This is a genomic window from Microcoleus sp. F4-D5, assembly GCF_036704885.1.
In the GTDB taxonomy this organism is placed as follows: domain Bacteria; phylum Cyanobacteriota; class Cyanobacteriia; order Cyanobacteriales; family Microcoleaceae; genus Microcoleus.
Window position 1 is genome coordinate 1 of sequence record NZ_JAUBSX010000002.1, and the last position, 19,671, is coordinate 19,671.

17 protein-coding genes and 1 tRNA gene are annotated in these 19,671 nt (G+C 45.0%); 9 read left to right on the forward strand and 9 right to left on the reverse strand.

Going from position 1 to position 19,671, the window contains the following annotated elements:
- Window positions 1–88: 88 nt before the first annotated feature.
- A complete protein-coding gene (locus tag QUA80_RS01340; protein WP_333420669.1) occupies window positions 89–625 on the reverse strand; it encodes a hypothetical protein in 537 nt (178 codons plus the stop codon).
- 251 nt (window positions 626–876) lie between these two features.
- On the opposite strand from QUA80_RS01340, the gene QUA80_RS01345 reads away from it, so the two are divergent.
- Window positions 877–1,596, forward strand: coding sequence for an SAM-dependent methyltransferase (locus QUA80_RS01345; protein WP_333420671.1), 720 nt, complete (start codon window positions 877–879; stop codon window positions 1,594–1,596).
- A gap of 347 nt (window positions 1,597–1,943) precedes the next feature.
- On the opposite strand, the gene QUA80_RS01350 is transcribed toward QUA80_RS01345, so the two are convergent.
- The 4 genes from QUA80_RS01350 to QUA80_RS01365 all read right to left on the reverse strand — a co-directional run bounded on the left by QUA80_RS01350 (window position 1,944) and on the right by QUA80_RS01365 (window position 5,259).
- A complete protein-coding gene (locus QUA80_RS01350; RefSeq protein WP_333420673.1) occupies window positions 1,944–3,044 on the reverse strand; it encodes an iron-containing redox enzyme family protein in 1,101 nt (366 codons plus the stop codon).
- A 172-nt stretch (window positions 3,045–3,216) separates the two neighbouring features.
- Window positions 3,217–3,834 carry a rhodanese-like domain-containing protein gene (locus QUA80_RS01355; RefSeq protein ID WP_333420675.1) on the reverse strand — a complete coding sequence of 206 codons (618 nt, stop codon included), beginning with the start codon at window positions 3,832–3,834 and terminating at the stop codon, window positions 3,217–3,219.
- Complete coding sequence (locus QUA80_RS01360) at window positions 3,824–4,594, reverse strand: sterol desaturase family protein (RefSeq protein ID WP_333420677.1); 771 nt, start codon at window positions 4,592–4,594, stop codon at window positions 3,824–3,826. Before QUA80_RS01360 ends, QUA80_RS01355 begins: the two co-directional genes overlap by 11 nt.
- Window positions 4,595–4,617: 23 nt before the next feature.
- Window positions 4,618–5,259, reverse strand: coding sequence for a type IV pilin-like G/H family protein (locus QUA80_RS01365; protein WP_333420679.1), 642 nt, complete (start codon window positions 5,257–5,259; stop codon window positions 4,618–4,620).
- A gap of 302 nt (window positions 5,260–5,561) precedes the next feature.
- Between QUA80_RS01365 and QUA80_RS01370 the strand changes: the two genes are divergently transcribed.
- Window positions 5,562–6,122, forward strand: coding sequence for a Uma2 family endonuclease (locus QUA80_RS01370; protein WP_333420681.1), 561 nt, complete (start codon window positions 5,562–5,564; stop codon window positions 6,120–6,122).
- Window positions 6,123–6,129: 7 nt separating this feature from the next.
- Here the strand turns inward: QUA80_RS01370 and QUA80_RS01375 are convergent, their stop codons facing one another.
- Window positions 6,130–7,923 carry an AAA-like domain-containing protein gene (locus tag QUA80_RS01375; protein ID WP_333420683.1) on the reverse strand — a complete coding sequence of 598 codons (1,794 nt, stop codon included), beginning with the start codon at window positions 7,921–7,923 and terminating at the stop codon, window positions 6,130–6,132.
- A 175-nt stretch (window positions 7,924–8,098) separates the two neighbouring features.
- Between QUA80_RS01375 and QUA80_RS01380 the strand changes: the two genes are divergently transcribed.
- The 7 genes from QUA80_RS01380 (at window position 8,099) to QUA80_RS01410 (ending at window position 15,404) form a co-directional block, all read left to right on the forward strand.
- A complete protein-coding gene (locus QUA80_RS01380) occupies window positions 8,099–8,644 on the forward strand; it encodes an NfeD family protein (RefSeq protein WP_333420685.1) in 546 nt (181 codons plus the stop codon).
- 126 nt (window positions 8,645–8,770) lie between these two features.
- The gene (locus QUA80_RS01385; RefSeq protein ID WP_333420687.1) at window positions 8,771–9,331 is read left to right on the forward strand and encodes an SPFH domain-containing protein; all 561 of its coding nucleotides are present in this window, start codon (window positions 8,771–8,773) and stop codon (window positions 9,329–9,331) included.
- Window positions 9,332–9,446: 115 nt separating this feature from the next.
- Window positions 9,447–9,965 (forward strand): type IV pilin-like G/H family protein, encoded by a 519-nt coding sequence (locus QUA80_RS01390; RefSeq protein WP_333420689.1) that lies wholly within the window; start codon window positions 9,447–9,449, stop codon window positions 9,963–9,965.
- 106 nt (window positions 9,966–10,071) lie between these two features.
- Window positions 10,072–10,599, forward strand: coding sequence for a type IV pilin-like G/H family protein (locus tag QUA80_RS01395; RefSeq protein ID WP_333420691.1), 528 nt, complete (start codon window positions 10,072–10,074; stop codon window positions 10,597–10,599).
- Window positions 10,600–10,701: 102 nt separating this feature from the next.
- A complete protein-coding gene (locus QUA80_RS01400; RefSeq protein ID WP_333420693.1) occupies window positions 10,702–11,235 on the forward strand; it encodes a type IV pilin-like G/H family protein in 534 nt (177 codons plus the stop codon).
- 10 nt (window positions 11,236–11,245) lie between these two features.
- Window positions 11,246–14,080, forward strand: coding sequence for an AAA-like domain-containing protein (locus QUA80_RS01405; protein WP_333420695.1), 2,835 nt, complete (start codon window positions 11,246–11,248; stop codon window positions 14,078–14,080).
- 265 nt (window positions 14,081–14,345) lie between these two features.
- Window positions 14,346–15,404, forward strand: a complete 1,059-nt coding sequence (locus tag QUA80_RS01410) for a potassium channel protein (protein WP_333420697.1) — start codon at window positions 14,346–14,348, stop codon at window positions 15,402–15,404.
- Window positions 15,405–15,855: 451 nt separating this feature from the next.
- Here the strand turns inward: QUA80_RS01410 and QUA80_RS01415 are convergent, their stop codons facing one another.
- The 3 genes from QUA80_RS01415 to pyk all read right to left on the reverse strand — a co-directional run bounded on the left by QUA80_RS01415 (window position 15,856) and on the right by pyk (window position 19,465).
- Window positions 15,856–17,061, reverse strand: coding sequence for a phytochelatin synthase family protein (locus QUA80_RS01415; protein WP_333420699.1), 1,206 nt, complete (start codon window positions 17,059–17,061; stop codon window positions 15,856–15,858).
- 450 nt (window positions 17,062–17,511) lie between these two features.
- A tRNA-Thr gene (locus QUA80_RS01420) sits at window positions 17,512–17,583 on the reverse strand.
- A 94-nt stretch (window positions 17,584–17,677) separates the two neighbouring features.
- Window positions 17,678–19,465 carry a pyruvate kinase gene (gene pyk / locus QUA80_RS01425; protein ID WP_333420701.1) on the reverse strand — a complete coding sequence of 596 codons (1,788 nt, stop codon included), beginning with the start codon at window positions 19,463–19,465 and terminating at the stop codon, window positions 17,678–17,680.
- Window positions 19,466–19,671 lie beyond the last annotated feature (206 nt).

Below are 19,671 nucleotides of genomic sequence, written 5' to 3' on the forward strand. Positions count from 1 at the left end.
TCACGGCGACCATTATTGATCGTCCGCTCTCTTAATCCTGGTGGTGTAACCTTTTGACACTGATTCAGCAAGCCCTAAATAGGAAATACTAACCGCCAGTGTAAGGCAAAATTAAAATCCCCAACACGTGAAATAAACTGGTAGCTAAAAGCGCGCGCGATCGCACTGCCCATCCCGTCAAAAAATAGCCGATTCCGCTCAGTTCCAACCACAGGGGACAGAGATTCGCCAACACTTTTCCCCAACTCAAAAAAATGGCAAAGTCGGTTAGCAGCAATGCTAATAACATCAGTATTACCCAACCGTAAAGCACCCAAGTCAGGCGTTCTATTTTAACCCAATAGTATGTCCAGCTTACCATAGCTGCTGTACCTACGAGGCTGAGTGTTGACCGCAAACCTGCTGGCAGCATCCAACTCACAGAAAAAAATTGTGCCGTGCCGAATACGGGTATTAACAGCAAGCTCCACAAGAGGCAAGCTCGATCGAGACAAGTATAAAATTTTGAATAAAATCGATCTTTGCCAAGGGGAAACTGAACGTGCCAAAGCCCTTCTAAATCCTGAACTGCAATGTTAATCTGTTTGCGGCGCAGAGGCGGAACTGAATAATTTAAAAATGTCATGTTTGACACTATTAAAATTAATAATTAGTGGAATCATGTACCTGTATAAACAGTAATCGGTATAATTGCTATCTGCCAAACGGGTTAATTTTATTAAGTTGACTCTCTATCGGCAGTAATAGTTATTAAATCGCAATTTAAAAGCAGAAGAGATCGATTAGAAAAATTTATAAATAGCTCTTGCGACAGATTGCTGCACTATTACTTGTCCGATAACTTAAAAACAGTCAACTTTGTTACCGACCCAATTTATGGTCACTTCATCCCATCCTCTGAAACAGCTATTTCACTGCCCGGAAGAATCAGATTTTTACTCGCACTGCTTGGAAAGTTTAGTGTTAAATGCCAGCGACAATTCTCGACTTATCGTAGAGTTTGGTTCAGGAGAGGGAAGTCCTGTTATTAAGTCTTTGCTGAGAACTGATTTTGACGGAAAAATACAGGGATTTGAGCTAAATAATGTAGCTTGGAAAATTGCTCAGTCTCAAATTAAAGAATATCAACTGAGCGAACAATACACCGTCAACAATTGCTCTTTTTTTGATTCGCCTTTATACGAGTCGGCGGATTGTGTAATCTCAAATCCCCCTTACTTGCCTGCGGTGGATGATAAAATTTACCAGCCGCTGTTGCACGGCGGGAGTGATGGTTCTACAATTGCTAAAAAACTTTTATCTCTGGACAGTGACGAAGTTTTCCTGATGGTTTCTAGCTATTCTAATCCGGTGGGTTTGGTCGATTATGCCTTGGATCGAGGCTACTCGGTTGCGAATTTTGAAATTGCACCTTTAAGTTTTGGCTATTATAGTTCGGAACCCAAGGTAAAAAGCGCGATCGCCACTCTCAGAGAACAGGGAATGGCTTTTTATTCGGAAAATATCTATCTGCTGGCTGGAGTTTTGTTTAAGAAGCACCAAAAGTTGCAAAGAGATTTGTCGATCGAGCTAATTCAGTTAATGACAGCATTTTAAAATACAGCACGGATCGATCGGAGGTTGTTTTATCGGTGGGGGCGGGTTTATTAGATTGTGGGTTGAGTGGCAATTATTGTCTGTGAACCCGCCCCCACCCAACGGCAAATCCCCATCTACGTGTTAATTCCGTTCTGCCGCTTGGATCGATATTTTAAAATACAGTTTTATCGGTGGGGGCGGGTTTATGAGATTGTGGGTTGAGTGGCAATTATTGTCTGTGAACCCGCCCCTACCCAACGGCAAATCCCCATCTATTTGTAAGGGCGGGTTCACCAACAATCTCGGTCTAAAATTGATAATCTGATAAACCCGCCCCCACCCAACGGCAAATCCCCATCTACGTGTTAATTGTATTCTGTGCCTTGGATCGATCGCACTACAGCAGCCGCAGCCCGATCGCCGATCGACTTCTCCTGATCGTACCCCAACACCAGCTCCCAAGCGTCCTGCGGGTATCTATCAACCAGCGGGATCGCCACTTCATCCAACATCCAGCGGCCGTGACGCTCGTCTTCTTTGATGTGCAGTTCCCAATAACCCATCGCAGCCTGCGAGAGTCCCAAACGCTGGGCGGCGGCTAGATAATTGCGGTAAGCCACGGGCCCCGCCACCTCAAAATAAGTAAGTCCGCCGTTGTAGCGCAGAAAATGGCGCTTGCGTTCCGTCAGCAGGAAGTTGTGATTGATGCCTGCGAGCACTTGCCAAGGCACTAAATCGAAGTACGCTTCCGGTTCCGTACTCATATCGAATTCTGCCAGCATTTGGGCAAAAAAGGTCGAGTGCTTGCGGGGGAGGCGACCGCCGCCGTATTCTTCGATTAGCACTCGGGTAAGGGTGCACTGAATTTCGTTGCCGGCACCGCCGAGGATGCGAGAAAGGCGGCTGGCTTCCACTAAACCGTCGAAAGATGCGATCGCCAGCAGGTGTCTGTATCCGGCTGCTGTCATCTGTTCCCGCAAATAGCGATCGAGATCGGTTAGCGGAGGATCGACATCGGCGGCGGCGCGATCGCGCAGGGCTTGCTTGATATCGGGCAATTTTTGCAGCGCTGCAACGTCGATTTGTGCGATTTCCCACTGCTGCCAAGGTTCCTCAATGCGATCGCGCACGGAACGCAAATAGTGCGATCGCTCGTTATTGTAGCGGCGCAAATCGTCGTACCAAAACAAGTTGAGGCGGTTGATGCGGTAAAGTACGCGCTGCAAGAAGCGGTGAGCGGCCTCATCACCCGCTTCCTGTTGGTAAGCTGCTTGAATTGCATAGGCGATCGCGCTTTCAAAATCGCTGACAAGTAACGGTTTTGCCGCCACCGTCTTGTCTAAATCCTCGACTTCTAGCAAATTGACAAATTGCCGATCGGCTGCTTCGTAATTTGGGAGTGCGAGTTGCTTTTTGGAAAGACTCGGCGAGTCTATTTTGGGTAGTAAATCTGCTGTGTTTTGCATGGAATCAACTTATTATGACTTTGATTATTGTGCTGCCTGCCCACACAGCCAACCGTTGCAGATTGCTGAGGATTCTGGCTAATTAATTTCAACATAGCGAATCTGTCAGCCGCATACACCCTTCCATTGATATAGATTTGATAGAAATTAATTTGGTCACAACTGCCCCGATTCATTCCGAAAGCAGGGTGACTGACGGAGACTTTATCAAACTCCCCAAAGTAATTGGAGCTAATATCTGGGCATCTTTTGGAGCCGGCACTGCTTGCCGCCACGCTTTGATACCTCCTGAAAGGACAACAACATTCAGGGTAATATCCTTAATCTTATTAGTCTCATTTCCCACAGATTCTTGGGAATACCGAGCGACTTTTTCCAACTGTTTGTATGCTTTAACCGATCGCCCTCCTCTGGCACAATAAAGTACAATTACTGGCTGAGGTCGATCGTCGGATTTAACCCTAGATTTTACAATGGATTGAATCTGCTTGACACCGAACCCCATCTCAATATCAATTATGGGAACAAGGGGACTTTCACCGATGCGATCTTCCGCGTATTCTTCGGGCGATCGCACATCGATCAAAATCACTGGTTTCAACTCACCCTGCTGCAACTGGGCAACAGTTATTTGTTTCGTATTTAAACTGGCGATAAAAGTTAGGATATCCATGTGATGAAATAGGGCAACTGCACCCACAGAAGCAACACTCGTCAGCCCAAAACCCATAATTGCCAGCAAAAGGCGAGAATAGCGATTAATACCTGGTTTTGCATTTTTATCTAGCATTTTTAATCATCCTCGAAAATGGATAAAAAATTTGTCCGACATATCCAGCAGGTATAGAATCAGAGATTCCATATTTATGAGGCATTTTTTGGGCTGGCATATAGATAGTGCCAAATAGCAAATCTAACAGTGGCAACTGAACAGCAAAGTTTTTGTTGTTTATTCCGGGAATTTTACTGTGATGCCAGTGATGAAATTGTGGAGTGGCTACGAACCATTTTAGGATGCCAAATTTTAATTTCATATTAGAATGAATTAAAAAAGCTATTGTCGCCGAATAAAGAGCATAAACCACCAAACTCTCCTTAGTAAATCCCAACCAGTAAAGAGGCATAATTTTGCAAATCTGAGTAAAAATTTGCTCGCCGGGATGCACCCGCACTGCTGCTAACCAGTCCATGTGTTCAATGCTGTGATGGACTGCATGAAATTGCCAAAGCCAGGGTACTTCATGCAGTAGTCTGTGGGCAATATAATATGCCATATCTGAAACGATAACTGCTTCGGCAAACTGCAACCAGACAGGTTGAGAGGCTACTTTGCTTTGCAATTCCAGGTTGAGTAAATTAGTCATCAGCGACAAAATTACAGTTACAACAAGAGCCGCGGATCTGCCAATAAAGTGACCTGTAAAAAAATAAGTGGCATCGGTTGCCCATCCGAGACGGAATATCTTTTGCTTGTGCAAGGTAAAGATTCTTTCGAGGGGAATGAAGATGCAAGCTAAGATGATGAAGCCTTTGACAATTTCAGGTAACATGAGATTCTCATTAATGTCGATGTTTACTTCGTCAATGATTCTGTACCAGCAGCGCAGACAGGATTACCCTTGTAAAGGATAGGAGCAGGCGGTTGGGTATTTCCAGGAGAATTTGCTGCACACAGAATGGATACAGTAGTCTTCTCTTTGTGAGTTCCTTGGGAAACAGGTACTAAAAATACAGCCCCGACATAGCTAGTAAGATTATTGCTGCGGGCTACACCATAACTAAACGCAGCATTTTTGGTAGATATGGTTGAATAGTTATAGTTTGTTGTCTGAGTTTTAATGCCGAGACCCAGGGCATTAACGGAATTGGAAAATGCGCCATCCTCGACGTATATTGCTTGTTGACCTTTGTTTATTGAGCTAACATATTGTTTACCTTCTGATTGCTTCGCTTTCTTCGCGCCACCACAACCGACAACAGAAGGGAGGGCGATCGCACCAAGTATTATGCTGCCCAGAGGAAAGTAAATAAAAGTGATCCTCAGTAAGATGCCTACCCAAGATTTACGTTTTTTGTCAGGGGGAAGGTTTTTTTCTGAAGATTCCGCTTTTTTATCGAGTGCATCGAGTTGAGGGTTTGTCTTAAGCTGCGTGGTTGTTCTCGATACTGCTTGTTTGTTGAGTACATCGAGTTGAGGATTTTTTTTAAGCTGCATGGTGGTTGTCCAAATGTGTTAGCCGATTAGTTGTCCAGCGAGTAATGATTGGACCAGAGGCGCGACAATATTCAGGTTTCAGGTAAATGCCTCATTGAGCTTAAACTGAATATATTATTGAGTGCGGCGGGGTATGCAAACCTCGCATATTGTGCTTTGCTTCTACTCTATCTCTATTAAATCACCAGGCTATTTGAGAACTCGACTGACTTTTCATCGACTTCTCATCGACTTTAGACATCACTGGCATTTAATAGGGCGTGTGACTATAATCGAAGAAATAATTAGAGGAACGGTAAGTTATGGCAGTGCAGTTGCTCAAAAGACTTTTCACCGTAGAAGAATACCATCTGATGGGTAAAGCTGGTATTCTTTCAGAGGGCGATCGCGTAGAATTGATAGAAGGAGAACTTGTTCAAATGGCCGCAATTGGAACTCGTCACGCTTCGTCTGTGAGGCGCTTAGCCAGACTGTGCAGCCAAATTCCAGAAAATTTGGTTATTTTCGACGTGCAGAACCCCGTGCTGTTGAGCGATCGCACGGAACCGCAACCCGATTTAGTATTGCTGCAACCTCGCGCCGATTACTATTCAACCGCCCATCCCCTACCATCAGAAGTTTTACTGTTAATAGAAGTAGCTGACACTTCAATAGATTATGACAGAGACGTGAAACTTCCTATTTACGCTCGATCGGGAATTCAGGAAGTCTGGATAGTAAATTTACAGGAAAACTGCTTGGAAGTTTACCGCCAGCCAACGGTTAACGGTTACAGTTTAATGCTGAGGTTTTGGCGGGGCGACGAAGTTTCGCCGCTGGCTTTTCCCGAATTTATAGTTAGTGTGGATTTGGCGATCGGGTAAATAGGGATTATTGGCAGTCAAGCCGATCGCGAAAATACTCCTCATACAAACTGCATCTCGCAGTGCAATAATTGCCCTCCTGCTTCACCAAACCCATACTGTTTAATTTAAACGCCAATTCTAGCCTCAATCGGACTGGCTTTGACACACTCGAAACCTCTCTCATCGCCTCGATTAATTCTGGAGATTTTTCTAAATTCCACAAATGTCGGCGCAAATGGTCGCTGTAAATTCCTGCCTCGGTTGTCGCCGATTTCAGCAATTGATTTAAAGTCACATCTTGACGGGCAATGCGATACATAGCCAGCCGCATTAAATAGGGATGTCCTCCCACTAGCGCCATCATTTCTGCAACTTCTGTCGCGCTCCAATTCAATCCGTGCCGCGCTGCTAAGTCTTGCACTTGCTGGGAATTAAACTCAGGCAAATCAATGGGCAATCCCACATTAAACGGCGATTTATTCACATCTAGCGGGATGTAAACTTCCGTCGAATGCACCACAATCAAACGCAATTTTTTCCAAATATCTCGCCGTTTTGCTTCTTCGTGCAAAGCTCGCAATAGCCCAAAAAAATCGTCGGCAATTTCGGGCGATTCAAACAGGCGATCGCTCTCATCCAACCCTAACGTCAGAGGTTTTGAGGATTCTGACAGCAAATACTGTTCAAAATAAGCCTTACAGCACTGATTGCTGCCAATCAAATCGGCTAATTCCCAACACTTGGGCAACTGCTCTAGCATTCCTAACTCTTGACCGATGCTAGCACAAAACCACTGCAAGAATGTATCTGAATTAGCGAATATTTTCCGATTCGCTAGCTGAAAACTCAGCGCTACCGTGCGAGAACCTTGCTGTTCTGCATGATGCAAAATCCTCGCCATCAAAGAAGTTTTGCCCATTTGTCTGGGTGCTTTTATGCGGATCAGCGCTCCCGGTTGGGCGATCGTCTCGTAACAGCGGGATTCGATCGGAGGGCGATCGATATAAAAACGAGAAGCTATTTCAACTTGTCCTCCCGGCAATTCTGGCGGCGCTGCGGGCAGGGGTTGAATTATTGACTGTTTTGTGCTAGTAATTGCTTTCCATTCTACAGCCAATTCATTGTCGGCAGTTAACGATGTGCGACCTTCTTTGATAATGGTTAAAATTTGTGATAATAACTTAAATGAGTCGCCAACACCGCGCCACAGCCAGGGCTGAATTCCTGCTAAATAGCTGAGTAAATCAAAGGAAAGCGGTGTATTGACTTCAACTAAAATCGGTAAAATTGCGGGTTTGTGAGCCGTTAAATTGTGGGATTCTTTGGCTAGCTGCACTTGTTCCAATATCATTTCGCTAGCGGCAGATTCTTCGGAAATCAGCAACAGCAAATAATCGCAACCCTTTAAATATGAGCCTGAGTCGCTGCTGTTGTTAATAAAAAAGACTTCGTGGCCTCGGGCACTCAAAGCTTGGTGTAACTGCTGGGAAAGGGTGTTGTGTGAGGTCGATCGTCTTCGAGGGCTTTCCTTCGGATCGCCCTCGAAGACGATCGCCACTTTTGCCCTCACCAGCAGTACCTCGTCTGGATCTGAATTCGCCTCAAAATCGGCTATATCGCGCCATTCCTGCCCCAATCCGCGACAAATTTCGATGAAATTGGCATAATCCACAGGTTTGCCATTCAGAAAATGGCTGACAGTAGATTGGGCCATCCCTAAATCCTCAGCCAAGATTTTCTGACTGGGAAAGCCATTTCTCAGGAGACAGGATTTAACTGCGCGAATGCACTCTTCGCGCACCCTTAGCGATCGTGGCATTGCTTATAACGATCGAGACACTGAAACCATCATAAATGCCAACCGTCTGTAAAGTCGATGAAAAGTCGATAAAAAGTCGATGAATTTTCAAATAACTCAGTCACCAACTCAAATAGCCGCCTGATTAGATTAGAAATAACAAGGTTGAATCCCATCGCAACGAGGTAAAAGCATTGTGTATTCTATCCTAATTTGGTCGCTGGCGTCAGCCACTAATCAACCAGGTTTCGCCTTCACCCCGCCCCTATTCTGGCTGCTGATCGGAGGTGTGCTTAGTGCGATCGAGCTATTAATCATCAAAACTCAGCCCCAAAAATACAGGTTTTACCTGCTAATGATGGGAACTTCGGCTTTAATTGAATCATTTATTTTGTGGAGAGGATCTGTAGCATTTCAGTTTAGTTGGGCGAACATAATGTATGAAGATTTTGACTGGCAAATCTTCTACTGGATGGGTATAGCCGTCGCGCTGAGTATCTGGATTCGACCGATTTTTATTGTTCGCAAAAAGTTTGTCATTCCCGAAGCAACCGAAGCGACAACAATCTCCGAAATTTTCCCCGGAGAAACCGGAATGGTGATTTATGAAGGGGCTTCGTGGAAAGCCCGCAACGAAGATTCTCAAGGGGCGATCGCACCCAGACAAAAAGTTTACGTTTTGCGCCGCGAAGGAAACACGCTGATTGTTGTACCTGACAGATTAATTCACATCAACAGCTAAATCTGAGTTCTTTTATGACTAGACGATTGAAATCGCTTCTTGTCAAACAAAGTCCGCCTTCGCGGACTAAGAAATCATTGTCAACTGTCAACTGTCAACTGTCAACTATTTACCAGGAGATTCACTATGTATCAGTATTTTTTGATGGTGTTGTTTGCAATCACCGGAGTATCCTTAGCCAACAGCGTCAAAATCGTCCGTCAAGGAGATGAGGCTTTAGTTGAAATTTTCGGAAAGTACGATCGCAAGAAACTCGAACCTGGTTTGACATTTTTGATTCCCTTTGTCGAAACAGTGGCCTACAAACAAACTCTGCGCGAGCAAATTTTAAAACTGTCACCGCAACAATGCACGACGCGCGATCGGGTTGCCGTCACCGTTGATTTTATTGTGTACTGGCGAATCATCGACTTAGAAAAAGCTTCCTACAAAGTGCAGAATCTCAAGGAAGCGATGTTAAATATGCTGATTCTTTCAATTCGCACTCACATTGCGACATTATCTGTGGAGGAACTTTACACGGCCCGCAATCAAATAAATAATGCTTTAGTGGAGGAGTTGGATACAACAACAGATTCTTGGGGTGTGAAGTTTACAAGAGTGGAATTGCGCGATTTTGCGATCGGCAGTAAAGTGATTCAGCCCACATCCATTGACCGGAAAGAAGTACAAAAGCTGCTAGCTTAGGGATTAGTATTACCTCGTTTTCATCGTTACCAGGCTCTTCCTGGTAACGCAGATCCAGAGGCTCTGCCTCGCCGACTTTAATTTGCCTTGCATATACCATTTACGGAGACAATTCATGACTAAATATCAAGAATCAAGTATTAGTAATTCAGCTTATAACGGTAGCGGATGCTTATTGCTTTTAATGGGCATTGTAGTAATTGGCGCGATCGCTCTGCCATCATTTCTTAATACTAGCCATAGATCCAGGATTTCCGAAGCAAAACAGTATGTTGGCTCGATGAATCGCGCACAGCAAGCCCTATTTATAGAAAAAAGTGCTTTTGGTACTTCTGTTGATGCTTTAGGACTTGGCATTAAAACAGAAACAACAAATTTCAAGTATTCAATTCGCGCCACTAAGAAAGCAGCATTTAATTATGGAGTATCCAAGGAAAAAAACTTAAAAAGTTATGTCGGTGGTGTTTTTCTGGTTCCTGCTAAAAACTTTGAGCCAAATGCTGCTAAAGAGGAAATAACTACAACATCCATATTGTGCGAAGCAGATTTTCCCGGTACAATTAAACCAGCGGAACCTACCTATGAAAATGGTAAAATTGCTTGCGGTCAAGGCACAACACAAGTGACCAGATAATCTAACTATACGCAATATAATGACAGTCGATTACAAGATCGAATCGGCATTTAATTGAGATTGAGCGCACTAAAGTCTTTTGTGCAAACAGAGAGGATACAAAACTATGAGCCAACAAGATTCTCAATCAGCTAGCATTTCACCTAATGGTTGCGGATGCTTATTGCTTTTAATGGGCATTGGAGTAATTGGTGCGATCGCTCTGCCATCATTTCTAGGTGGTTGCAAGGGATGTAAATATAAGAAAATGGAAGGGATACAGTATGTTAGATCAATGAGCCGAGGTCAGCAAGCCTATTTTGCAGAAAAAAATGCTTTTTCCAGTTCTGTTAAGGCTTTGGGAATTGGTCTTAAAACAGAGACAAAAGTTTTCAAGTATTCAATTCGCGCCACTAAGAAAGCAGCATTTAATTATGCAGTAGCAAAGGAAAACGAATTAAAAAGTTATGTCGGGGGGGTTTTTATTGTTCCGCCAAAAAACTTTGTTCCCAATGCTACTAAAGAGGAAATAACTACAACGTTCATATTCTGCGAAGCTGATTTTCCCGGTAGAACTCAACCAGCGGAACCCACCTATGAAAATGGTAAAACTGCTTGCGGTAAAGGCACAAGACCAATGGTCTCACCAAACTAACTATACGCAATATAATGACAGTGAATTACCAATATTAAATCGGTATTCAATAGACATTTACCAGACTAAAGTCTTTACTGCTAACAGATAGGATGCACTACAATGAGTCAACAATATTCTCAGTCAAATAGCTCTGCATATAATGGTTGTGGATGCTTAGTGCTTGTGATATTTATTGGGATAATTGTCGCGGCGGCTGTGCCAGATTTGCTTCATAGGGGTAATAGAAGCCCGTTGTCGGAAGCGAAACAGTATGTTAGTTCCATGAGCAAAGCCCAGCAAGTTCACTTTTTAGAAAAAGGTGCTTTTACTAATTCCATTGATGCTCTTAAAGCTGTGGGTGTCAGCATCAAAACAGAAACAGCAAACTACAAATATTCAATCCGCGCCACTGAAAAAGTAGCATTTACTTACGGAGTATCGAAGCAAAAAGAATTGAAAAGTTATGTGGGCGGTGTTTTTGTAGTTCCTGCCAAAGAAGTCGATGCCAATGCTGCTAAAAATGAAACAACAACAGTATTCATCTTGTGCGAAGCTGATGCTCAGGGTACAATTAAACCAGCGGAACCCATTTATCAAAATGGCAAAGTTGCGTGCGCTAACGGCACAAGAGATTTGAAAAAATCGTCCAGCTAGAGGCAATATAATGACAGTCGATTACCAATATCAAATCGGCGGTAGTCTCCCGCACAATGCACCTACTTATGTAGTGCGACAAGCTGACTCAGAACTTTATCAAGCCCTCAAAGCCGGAGAGTTTTGTTACGTGCTCAATTCCCGACAAATGGGCAAATCCAGTTTGCTGGTGCGAACTGTACAAAAACTCTCGGCTGATGGCATTGCCTGTGCCACGATCGACCTTTCGGACATTGGCAACCAGCAAGTCTCTCTGGATAAGTGGTACGGCGGCGTCGCTTACAAACTCTTGTGCAGTTTCAACCTGTTTAACCCAGTCGAGTTTATGGCGTGGTGGCGGGAGAGAGAGTTGATGTCGCCGGTGCAGCGTTTAGGAGAGTTAATTGAAGAATTGCTGCTGGTCAAAATTTCTCAAAACCTGGTCATTTTTATTGATGAAATTGATAGCGTTCTGAGTTTCCAAGAACCGCTAGACGATTTCTTTGCATTAATTAGATGTTGCTACAATAAACGCGCTCACAATTCAGAATACCAGCGCCTTACATTTGCTTTGCTGGGAGTAGCTACGCCATCGGATTTAATTAGCGATGCAACTCGCACGCCCTTTAATATCGGCTTAGCAATTGAATTGCACGGTTTTAAATTACAGGAAGCTCTGCCTTTAGCAAAAGGGTTTGAGGGACAGGTAGACAATCCTCAAGAGGTTTTAAAAGAGATTTTGGACTGGACTGGAGGGCAGCCATTTCTGACTCAAAAGCTTTGCAAGCTGATTTTACACCATTTAAAAATCTTAGCGTCGGCTTCTATTATATCAGATTCAACTGATAAAACCCCAACTGAAAAATTTACTACAAATCAATTATTAATTAGCGATATCGTGCAATCTCATATTATTGATAATTGGGAATCATCCGATGAACCGGTACACATCAAAACAATTCGCGATCGCCTTCTCAGAAGTCAGCACCGCGCCAGTAGGTTATTAGGACTATACCAAAAAATATTGCAACCCTTTGAACCCCCCCAACCACCCTTAAAAACGGGGGATGAAATGCCAGAGTTACCTTTATTAAGCGGTGCTGGAGAAGTCTGGGCTGATGATACTCCCGAACAAACAGAATTGCGGCTGAGCGGATTAGTAATAAAACGAGCCGGAAAATTAACCGTATCCAACCGCATTTACGCAGCTATATTCAGCCACAACTGGGTCGAAAAAGCACTCGGCGACTTGCGCCCCTATGCTGAATCCCTAACAGCATGGATAGCTACAAATTGTCAAGACGAATCTCGCTTGTTGCGCGGTCAAGCACTGGAAGATGCCCGACAGTGGGCGGCAAATAAAAGCTTGAGTACCCAAGATTATCAATTTTTAAATGCGAGTCAAGAAGCGGAATTTGCCAAGTTCCGCTGTCAAGAAAAACAGCATAAAGCTGAAATAGAACAATTGCGCCGCGAAAAAAAGTTACTAGAAGAACTAAGCGAAGCACAAAAGCAGAAAAAAGTGATTGCAGTTAAACTTTGGCGCGAGCAACAACTGAGAGTGCAAACAGTTACAGTAGCAGCAGGAATACTGATATTAATTCTGATAGCAGCCTTTTGGATTAAACCATCAATTGAAGAAAGAAACCACAAAATTCTCACTCTCAGTTTGCTATCAGAAACGCTCTTGGCTGCCGATAAAAAAGAGGAAGCTTTGCTAGAAAGCATTAGAGCTGTTACAGAAATGAAACGATCGCTCGGAGTGAGTTCAGATATTCAGATGCGAGTGGCGATCGCCCTCGAACAGGCAGTTTACAGCTTTCGGGAACGCTGCAGCTTGCAGAGTCAAGCCAGTACCCTTGCTTTCGCGAGTTTCAGTCCCGACAGTCAAACAATTCTAACTGCTACCGATGATAATTATATCAAATTTTGGCAAAAAAATGGAACTTTGCAAGCAATATTAACCGGGCATACGGATAAAATTAGAATTGCTATTTTCAATCCTAACGGTCAGCTTATTGTGTCAGCCAGCGACGACAAAACCATCAAAATATGGCAAAAAAATGGCAAGTTAATTCATAATTTAAAAGGACACATCGATAAAATAACAAGCGTCTCTTTTAGTCAAGACGGTAATATTATTGCTTCAGCCAGTGTCGATGGAACTGTGAAACTATGGAAAATCAACGGTGAAGAATTGTCAAGTTTTCAAGTAGAGCGAGGTTGGATAACCAGCGCCAGTTTTAGTCCAGACGGTCAGATAATTGCTGCGGCTGGCACTGATGGCACTGTTAAACTTTGGAGTTTGACAAAGCTTGTGGAAAAATTGCGAAAACGGCAGTCGCTCGAATCAAGCACCGACATCAAATTGCTCAGAAGTTTACAGATTGAAAGTGATAAAATTATGAGTGTCACTTTCAGTCCCGATGGAGCATTGCTGGCGACTGCAAGTGCTGGGGGAACTGCGAGAATTTGGAGCAAAGACGGCACACCGCTAAGTATTTTAAAGCATACAGGTGGATTGACAAATATCAGCTTTAGTCCCGACAGTCAAATGTTGCTATCTGCAAGCACAGACAAAATGGTGAGGCTGTGGAATATTGACGGTAGGTTGCTCCAAACTTTAAAAGGTAACAAGGATGCTGTTTGGAGTGCGAGTTTTAGTCCAGACGGCAAGGCGATCGCAAGTGCTAGTGCTGACGGTACGGTGATGCTGTGGAATCTTAATCTTGACGATTTGCTGGTGCAGGGCTGCAATGTCGCCCGCAATTATTTTCAGACAAATCCGATCGCCAATCCCAGCAATCGCCACCTCTGCGACGGAATTGAAACTCAGTCAGGCATTAGGCAAAAAAAACCCGGTTAAGGCTCAAACTCGTGAGTTTTGCAGCAAAGCATCCAGGCAGAAACCGGCTTTTTGACCGCGAATTTCAAAGGTGGTACCCGCCACGTGATTTATCCGTGCAATCCATCCAAAATCTAAAATCGAAAATCCTCAAGCCCCCGCCTTTATCCGCAAGGTCAATCTAAAATCTAAAATCTAAAATCTAAAATCGATTGACTCCCCCTGGGTCTAGGGCTGATATGGTTACAATTGGTAGCAGCTAATAGGTAATAGGTCAGCCCGATCGGTGTATTCAACTCTAGAGCAAAAGTACCAGCGCCTGCAAAAAGACTTAACGGGCGGAGTTATCGCCCTGGGCGGCATTTTATGCACGGGTACTCTCTGGTATTGGCAAGTGGAAAAATGGTCTTTCCTCGATGCCGTTTACATGACAGTATTTACCCTAGCAACTGTGGGCTACGGTGAACTTCAGCCTCTGGGCCAACGCGGGCGAATGTTTACCATATGCCTGATTTTGATGGGCGTGATTGTGATTGGTTTCATCGTCAACCGCTTTACAGAAGCGCTGATTGAAGGATATTTTCAAGAAGGAGCAAGAATTAGGCAGCAGCGGCGATTGGTAGATTCTTTGATCGGGCATTACATTCTCTGCGGTTTTGGGCGCACTGGCCGCCAAATTGCCTTGGAATTTCAGGCAGAAAATATTCCTTTTGTGGTGATAGATTCGGCGGTACAGTCGGTTGAAGCAGCTTTGGCACTGGGGTACACGGCTGTCCAAGGAGACGCGACTCTGGACGAAATTTTGCTGAGTGTGGGGATCGATCGCGCAAATTGCATAGTAGCAGCTTTGCCTTCGGATGCCGAGAATTTATACACTGTCATGTCAGCGAAAACTCTGAATCCCAAGGTGCGGGCGATCGCCCGCGCCACCACAGAAGAAGCCGTCAAGAAGTTGCAGCGGGGCGGGGCCGATGCCGTCGTATCCCCCTACATTACCGGGGGAAAGCGGATGGCGGCGGCGGCTTTGCGGCCTCAAGTTATGGATTTTTTAGACGGTGTTTTGACCGGCACCGATAGTTCTTTTTACATGGAAGAATTTTTGGTCGATCCCAATACCTGTGTCTACGTCGGGCAAACTTTGAGAAATGCCAAGTTGCGATCGCAATCGGGGGCATTGGTTTTAGCAGTGCGGCGCGCTGGCGGGACTTTGATTGTGGGGCCTACGGGAGAAACTGCGATCGAAGGAGGAGATATGCTGATTTGTTTGGGCACCGCCGAACAACTGCGAACTCTCAATCAAATCCTCAGTCCCCTGAGTTTTCGTCTCCCCCGGCCCCCGAACTAATACGATGTCAGGTTTGTATAGCATTCGCCAAATCGGTTAGGACAAATTCTTGTAGGGAGGGCGCTGCTATCATCTCATCTCATCCGATTAGGAGAAATATTTTCACATCAGCGCCCACCCTACTGCTGTTACTCTGTCTCAACCACCTTGAGGGTTGCTAGATATCCCTTGTTAACGAAAAATAAACCAGCATTCTGACTCAGAAATTCGGGCGTCAAACTATAGCAGCGGAAAAGAAATTGTTTTCCCTTTATAAATCTAGAAAAAATGCTAGAAGAAAAAGATTTTATAGCCACAAAATTGCTAATTCTCTCCATTAAAAAACTGAGCGTTCAGATTAGCCCTAGGGCGAGCGCTTAAGAAAGTTATCCCATCTATCCCAAGAAATTAGAGATTAAATTTTCAGTTTTGTAGTTAGTCGAGGTTTGGGGATTTCAAAAGGCGGCAGGCGCTAACTCTGATGGATCTTGCACTGATGTCCTTTTGAATATAAAGTGTAAAAATCTTGGAGTGCTGACATTTTTTCTCTCAATCTAGATATCTCTATATCCAAGGGAGAAATTAGTTTCTCAACGTAGCGAACGTCACTCAACCACAGTCGCAAATCTGGTTTGAGAGTTGCATAGAGCGTTTCGGGGCAGGATAGTAATATTACTGTTATTGTCTCTGCTACGAATGACTGTTGCGATCGCCACTTCCCTACAACAGACATTGCATCCCAGTCATCGCTTGACAAGTATTGGCGAACAATATTAAACAGTGAATTTAACTCAATAGCTGCTCGTAATTTCTCCAGTGTCTCTGCCGTCTCTGAGGAGGTATGCAGCATAGTTGCGAACTCCACAGGCCAATGGTGCAGGATGGTACTGACAAATGAAGCAATTGAATCAGGTTGCTCTTTTCTCAGAATGTCGGGCAGTATTTCTGTAAAGTAAGGAGCAATACTACGCCACTGATGTAAATCAAAAACAATATGAAAAAAGGTTGCTTGCAACCCTTCAATCTTCTGCAATAAAATATAACCTCGACCTTGATTAGTGACCGGATCGACAGGCTCAAACGCTTTCCATAACAAAGGCAGAGAAACCCAGTGAGGTGGATATTTGAAACGGGCAACATCTAGCAGAAGCACTAGATCCCGCTTTGGATGATAGCCACCAATTGGTGAGAAGTGACCGTCACCAGTTTGTCCTAATACCTTTCGGCTGTAGGAAACAACTAGATGAATATCACCTGGCGCAGCAGTCACCTGCTGAACTGCTTGCCGAAAGTTTTCCAAACTGCTTTGCTTGTAACGGTTAGGTTTTACAACAGCACCGTTGCAACGTGCGATACAGACAAACTCATCAAAGGTGATACCATTTTCTTTAATGACTGACAGAGGCAAGCAACAGTCTAAAAATTCCTCTCCATACCATCTCCACACCCCTTTCCAAATGCGACCCGGATCGATGGATAAAGCATTAAGAACAACAACTAAACTACCCAATCCACAAAAAGCGGGTTCTGCTTGAGTATGAAACTGTTCAGCTAGAGCAAAATACCCTTCCATACCTCCGAATGCCAACGCTTCTCGAAAAATTTGCCTTCCTTCTACTGAGGAAAAGGCAATAGCAGAATCGGGGAGTGAACGACGATAAAATCCTTGAGCGGACATTGAGTGTTTTAACCCTCATTGCTAACGGCTAATAGATCTGATGCAACATCGCTACACTGATACTGATGAATGCACATATCTACTACCTTTTTTGCATTTTAGCAAGACAGCGCTGCGAACGTTTGACTTTCTGGGTGAAAACTTTAACAAACGCGACCATTTTTCTTAGATAGAGTAACCGCCTTGGCGGTGGCTGCAGTCGCGAATGCAAATCCTCTCTCGATCGATGCTTCCCAGAACAAATAAATATTTTTACAAGGTACGAACAAAATCTTGAAAAATATTTACTTTTGATTTAAAAAATTCACCAGATCCACCACCAAGGATTGAGGGCAAATAAAAATGCTCTCGGCAAGTCGCCGAGAACATTTTTAAGCCGTTAAACAGCGTTTTGAACCGCGATCGATCCCGCAAAGCAATTTGGTATTACACAAAATAGCTGAAACCCAAAGCCGATGGCGGGATTTGAACCCGCGACCGACCGATTACGAATCGGTTACTCTACCACTGAGCTACATCGGCACAGACAATTTTGAATTATAGCATAACTTAAGCGAAAAAAGCAACGAGTTGTAGAATTTAATTCAAAACTCCACAACTCCTAACTCAGAACTTGTTAAACGACCAGTTCCCCGTCTGTTGAGCCGCCTCTGGCCCCGGAATAAACTAAACCCCGCTGCATATCCAGCGTCAGCATAGTTCCGTCCCGAATTACCCGCGTGGCATTCTGCACGCCCACCATCACCGGCACGCCCAACCGCAAACCGATAATCGCGGCGTGAGAAGTCAAACTATCCTCCTCCGTCACCACACCTGCGGCTTTGCGAATCATGTCCACAAAAGCGACGCTGGTGTGCTCTACTACCAAAATTTCTCCAGCGTGGAAATTGCCTACATCTGCAGCAGTGCGAGCAACCCTGGCCATGCCGCTCACCGAGCCCAAACCGACACCAGTACCTCTGCCTAAAACGGCTGTCACTACCTCAACTTTGATCAAATCCGTCGATCCGGCAACCCCTTGCAGAGTACCGGCGGTCATCACCACTAAATCTCCGTCGCACAGTAACTCTTTTTCCTGGGCGACAGTCATCGCAGATTGAAATGTCTGGCCGGTGGAGGGCAAATCCAGCACCAGCAAGGGTTTGACTCCCCATACCAGTTGCAGTTGTCGGGCTACGTCTACGTGAGGAGTAACTGCCAAAATCGGAGTTTTCGGTCGGAATTTCGAGACATTGCGGGCTGTAGCGCCGGTTTTGGTCAGCGTCATGATGGCGGCCGCGTTCAACTGTTCGGAGATTTGGCTGACTGCTTGGCTGATGCCGTTGGGGATCGATCGACCGATATCTTCTACATTCCTGATATTGCCCCTAATTCCTTCCCTCTCCATCCGCACCGCAATTCTCGCCATCGTCGCTACCGCTTCGACAGGGAACTTGCCTACAGCCGTTTCATTCGAGAGCATCACCGCATCAGTTCCGTCGATAATCGCGTTAGCCACGTCGGAAATTTCCGCGCGGGTGGGACGAGGATTACTTACCATGCTGTCGAGCATCTGGGTAGCGGTAATTACCGGAATTCCCATGCGGTTGGAGGTAGCAATCAGCCGCTTTTGCAAAAGCGGCACGTCTTCGGCGGGCAGTTCCACTCCCAAATCGCCGCGGGCGACCATCACGCCGTTGCAAAGGGCCAGAATTTCCTCCATTTGTTCGATCGCCTCGTGCTTTTCGATCTTGGCAATCACCGGTACTTGCTTGCCCGCACTGGCTATTAGTTCTTTAATTTCGAGCATATCCTGGGGATTGCGCACGAAGCTCAGGGCCACCCAATCGACACCTTGGTCGAGACCGAACATTAAATCTTTGCGGTCTTTGTCAGTTAGCGCCTTAATTGACAGGTAAACTCGCGGAAAATTCACGCCTTTGTTGTTGGAAAGCGGCCCGCCGACGACGACGCGGCAGTACAGTTCTCGCGCCGCGCGGTCTACTTTTTCCACCAGCATTTCCACTTTCCCGTCGTCGAGCAGAATCATTGAGCCCTCTGGAACTTCGTCTGCTAGGGGTTCGTAGGTGACGGAGGAAATTAGCTCGGTGCCTGGAACCGGGCGGCTGGTGAGAATGAAAGGGTCGCCGTTTTTGACAACAATAGACCCTGTTTCAAAGCGGCCCAAACGAATTTTCGGGCCTTGGAGGTCTTGGAGGATCGCCACCGGCTGGTTAAGTTCAAAGGATGTTTGCCGGATTAACCGAATGCTGCGTTGGTGGTCTTCTTCTGTTCCGTGAGAAAAGTTGAGTCGCAAAGTTGTGGCACCAGCTTCTATGAGGTTGCGCAGCACTTGTGGGTCCGAAGTGGCAGGGCCAATGGTGGCGACGATTTTAGTCCGGCGTAGGGCTTTTGGCAGTTGCATGAATTGAGATGGGGTGGCTGGAGGATTTATTGTTTAATTTTCGGCTAACGTTTCATCTTTCACTACAAGCAATGACGCACGTCTTAGTTCTTACAATTTTCTCGATCGTCAAAACAGCGGGCATTGACCATTCTCTAGAATATCTGACTTTATTACCGATCGATAATCTTTTCTTTTGGAGCGCCTTTTCTTCAAAATAACTTTCG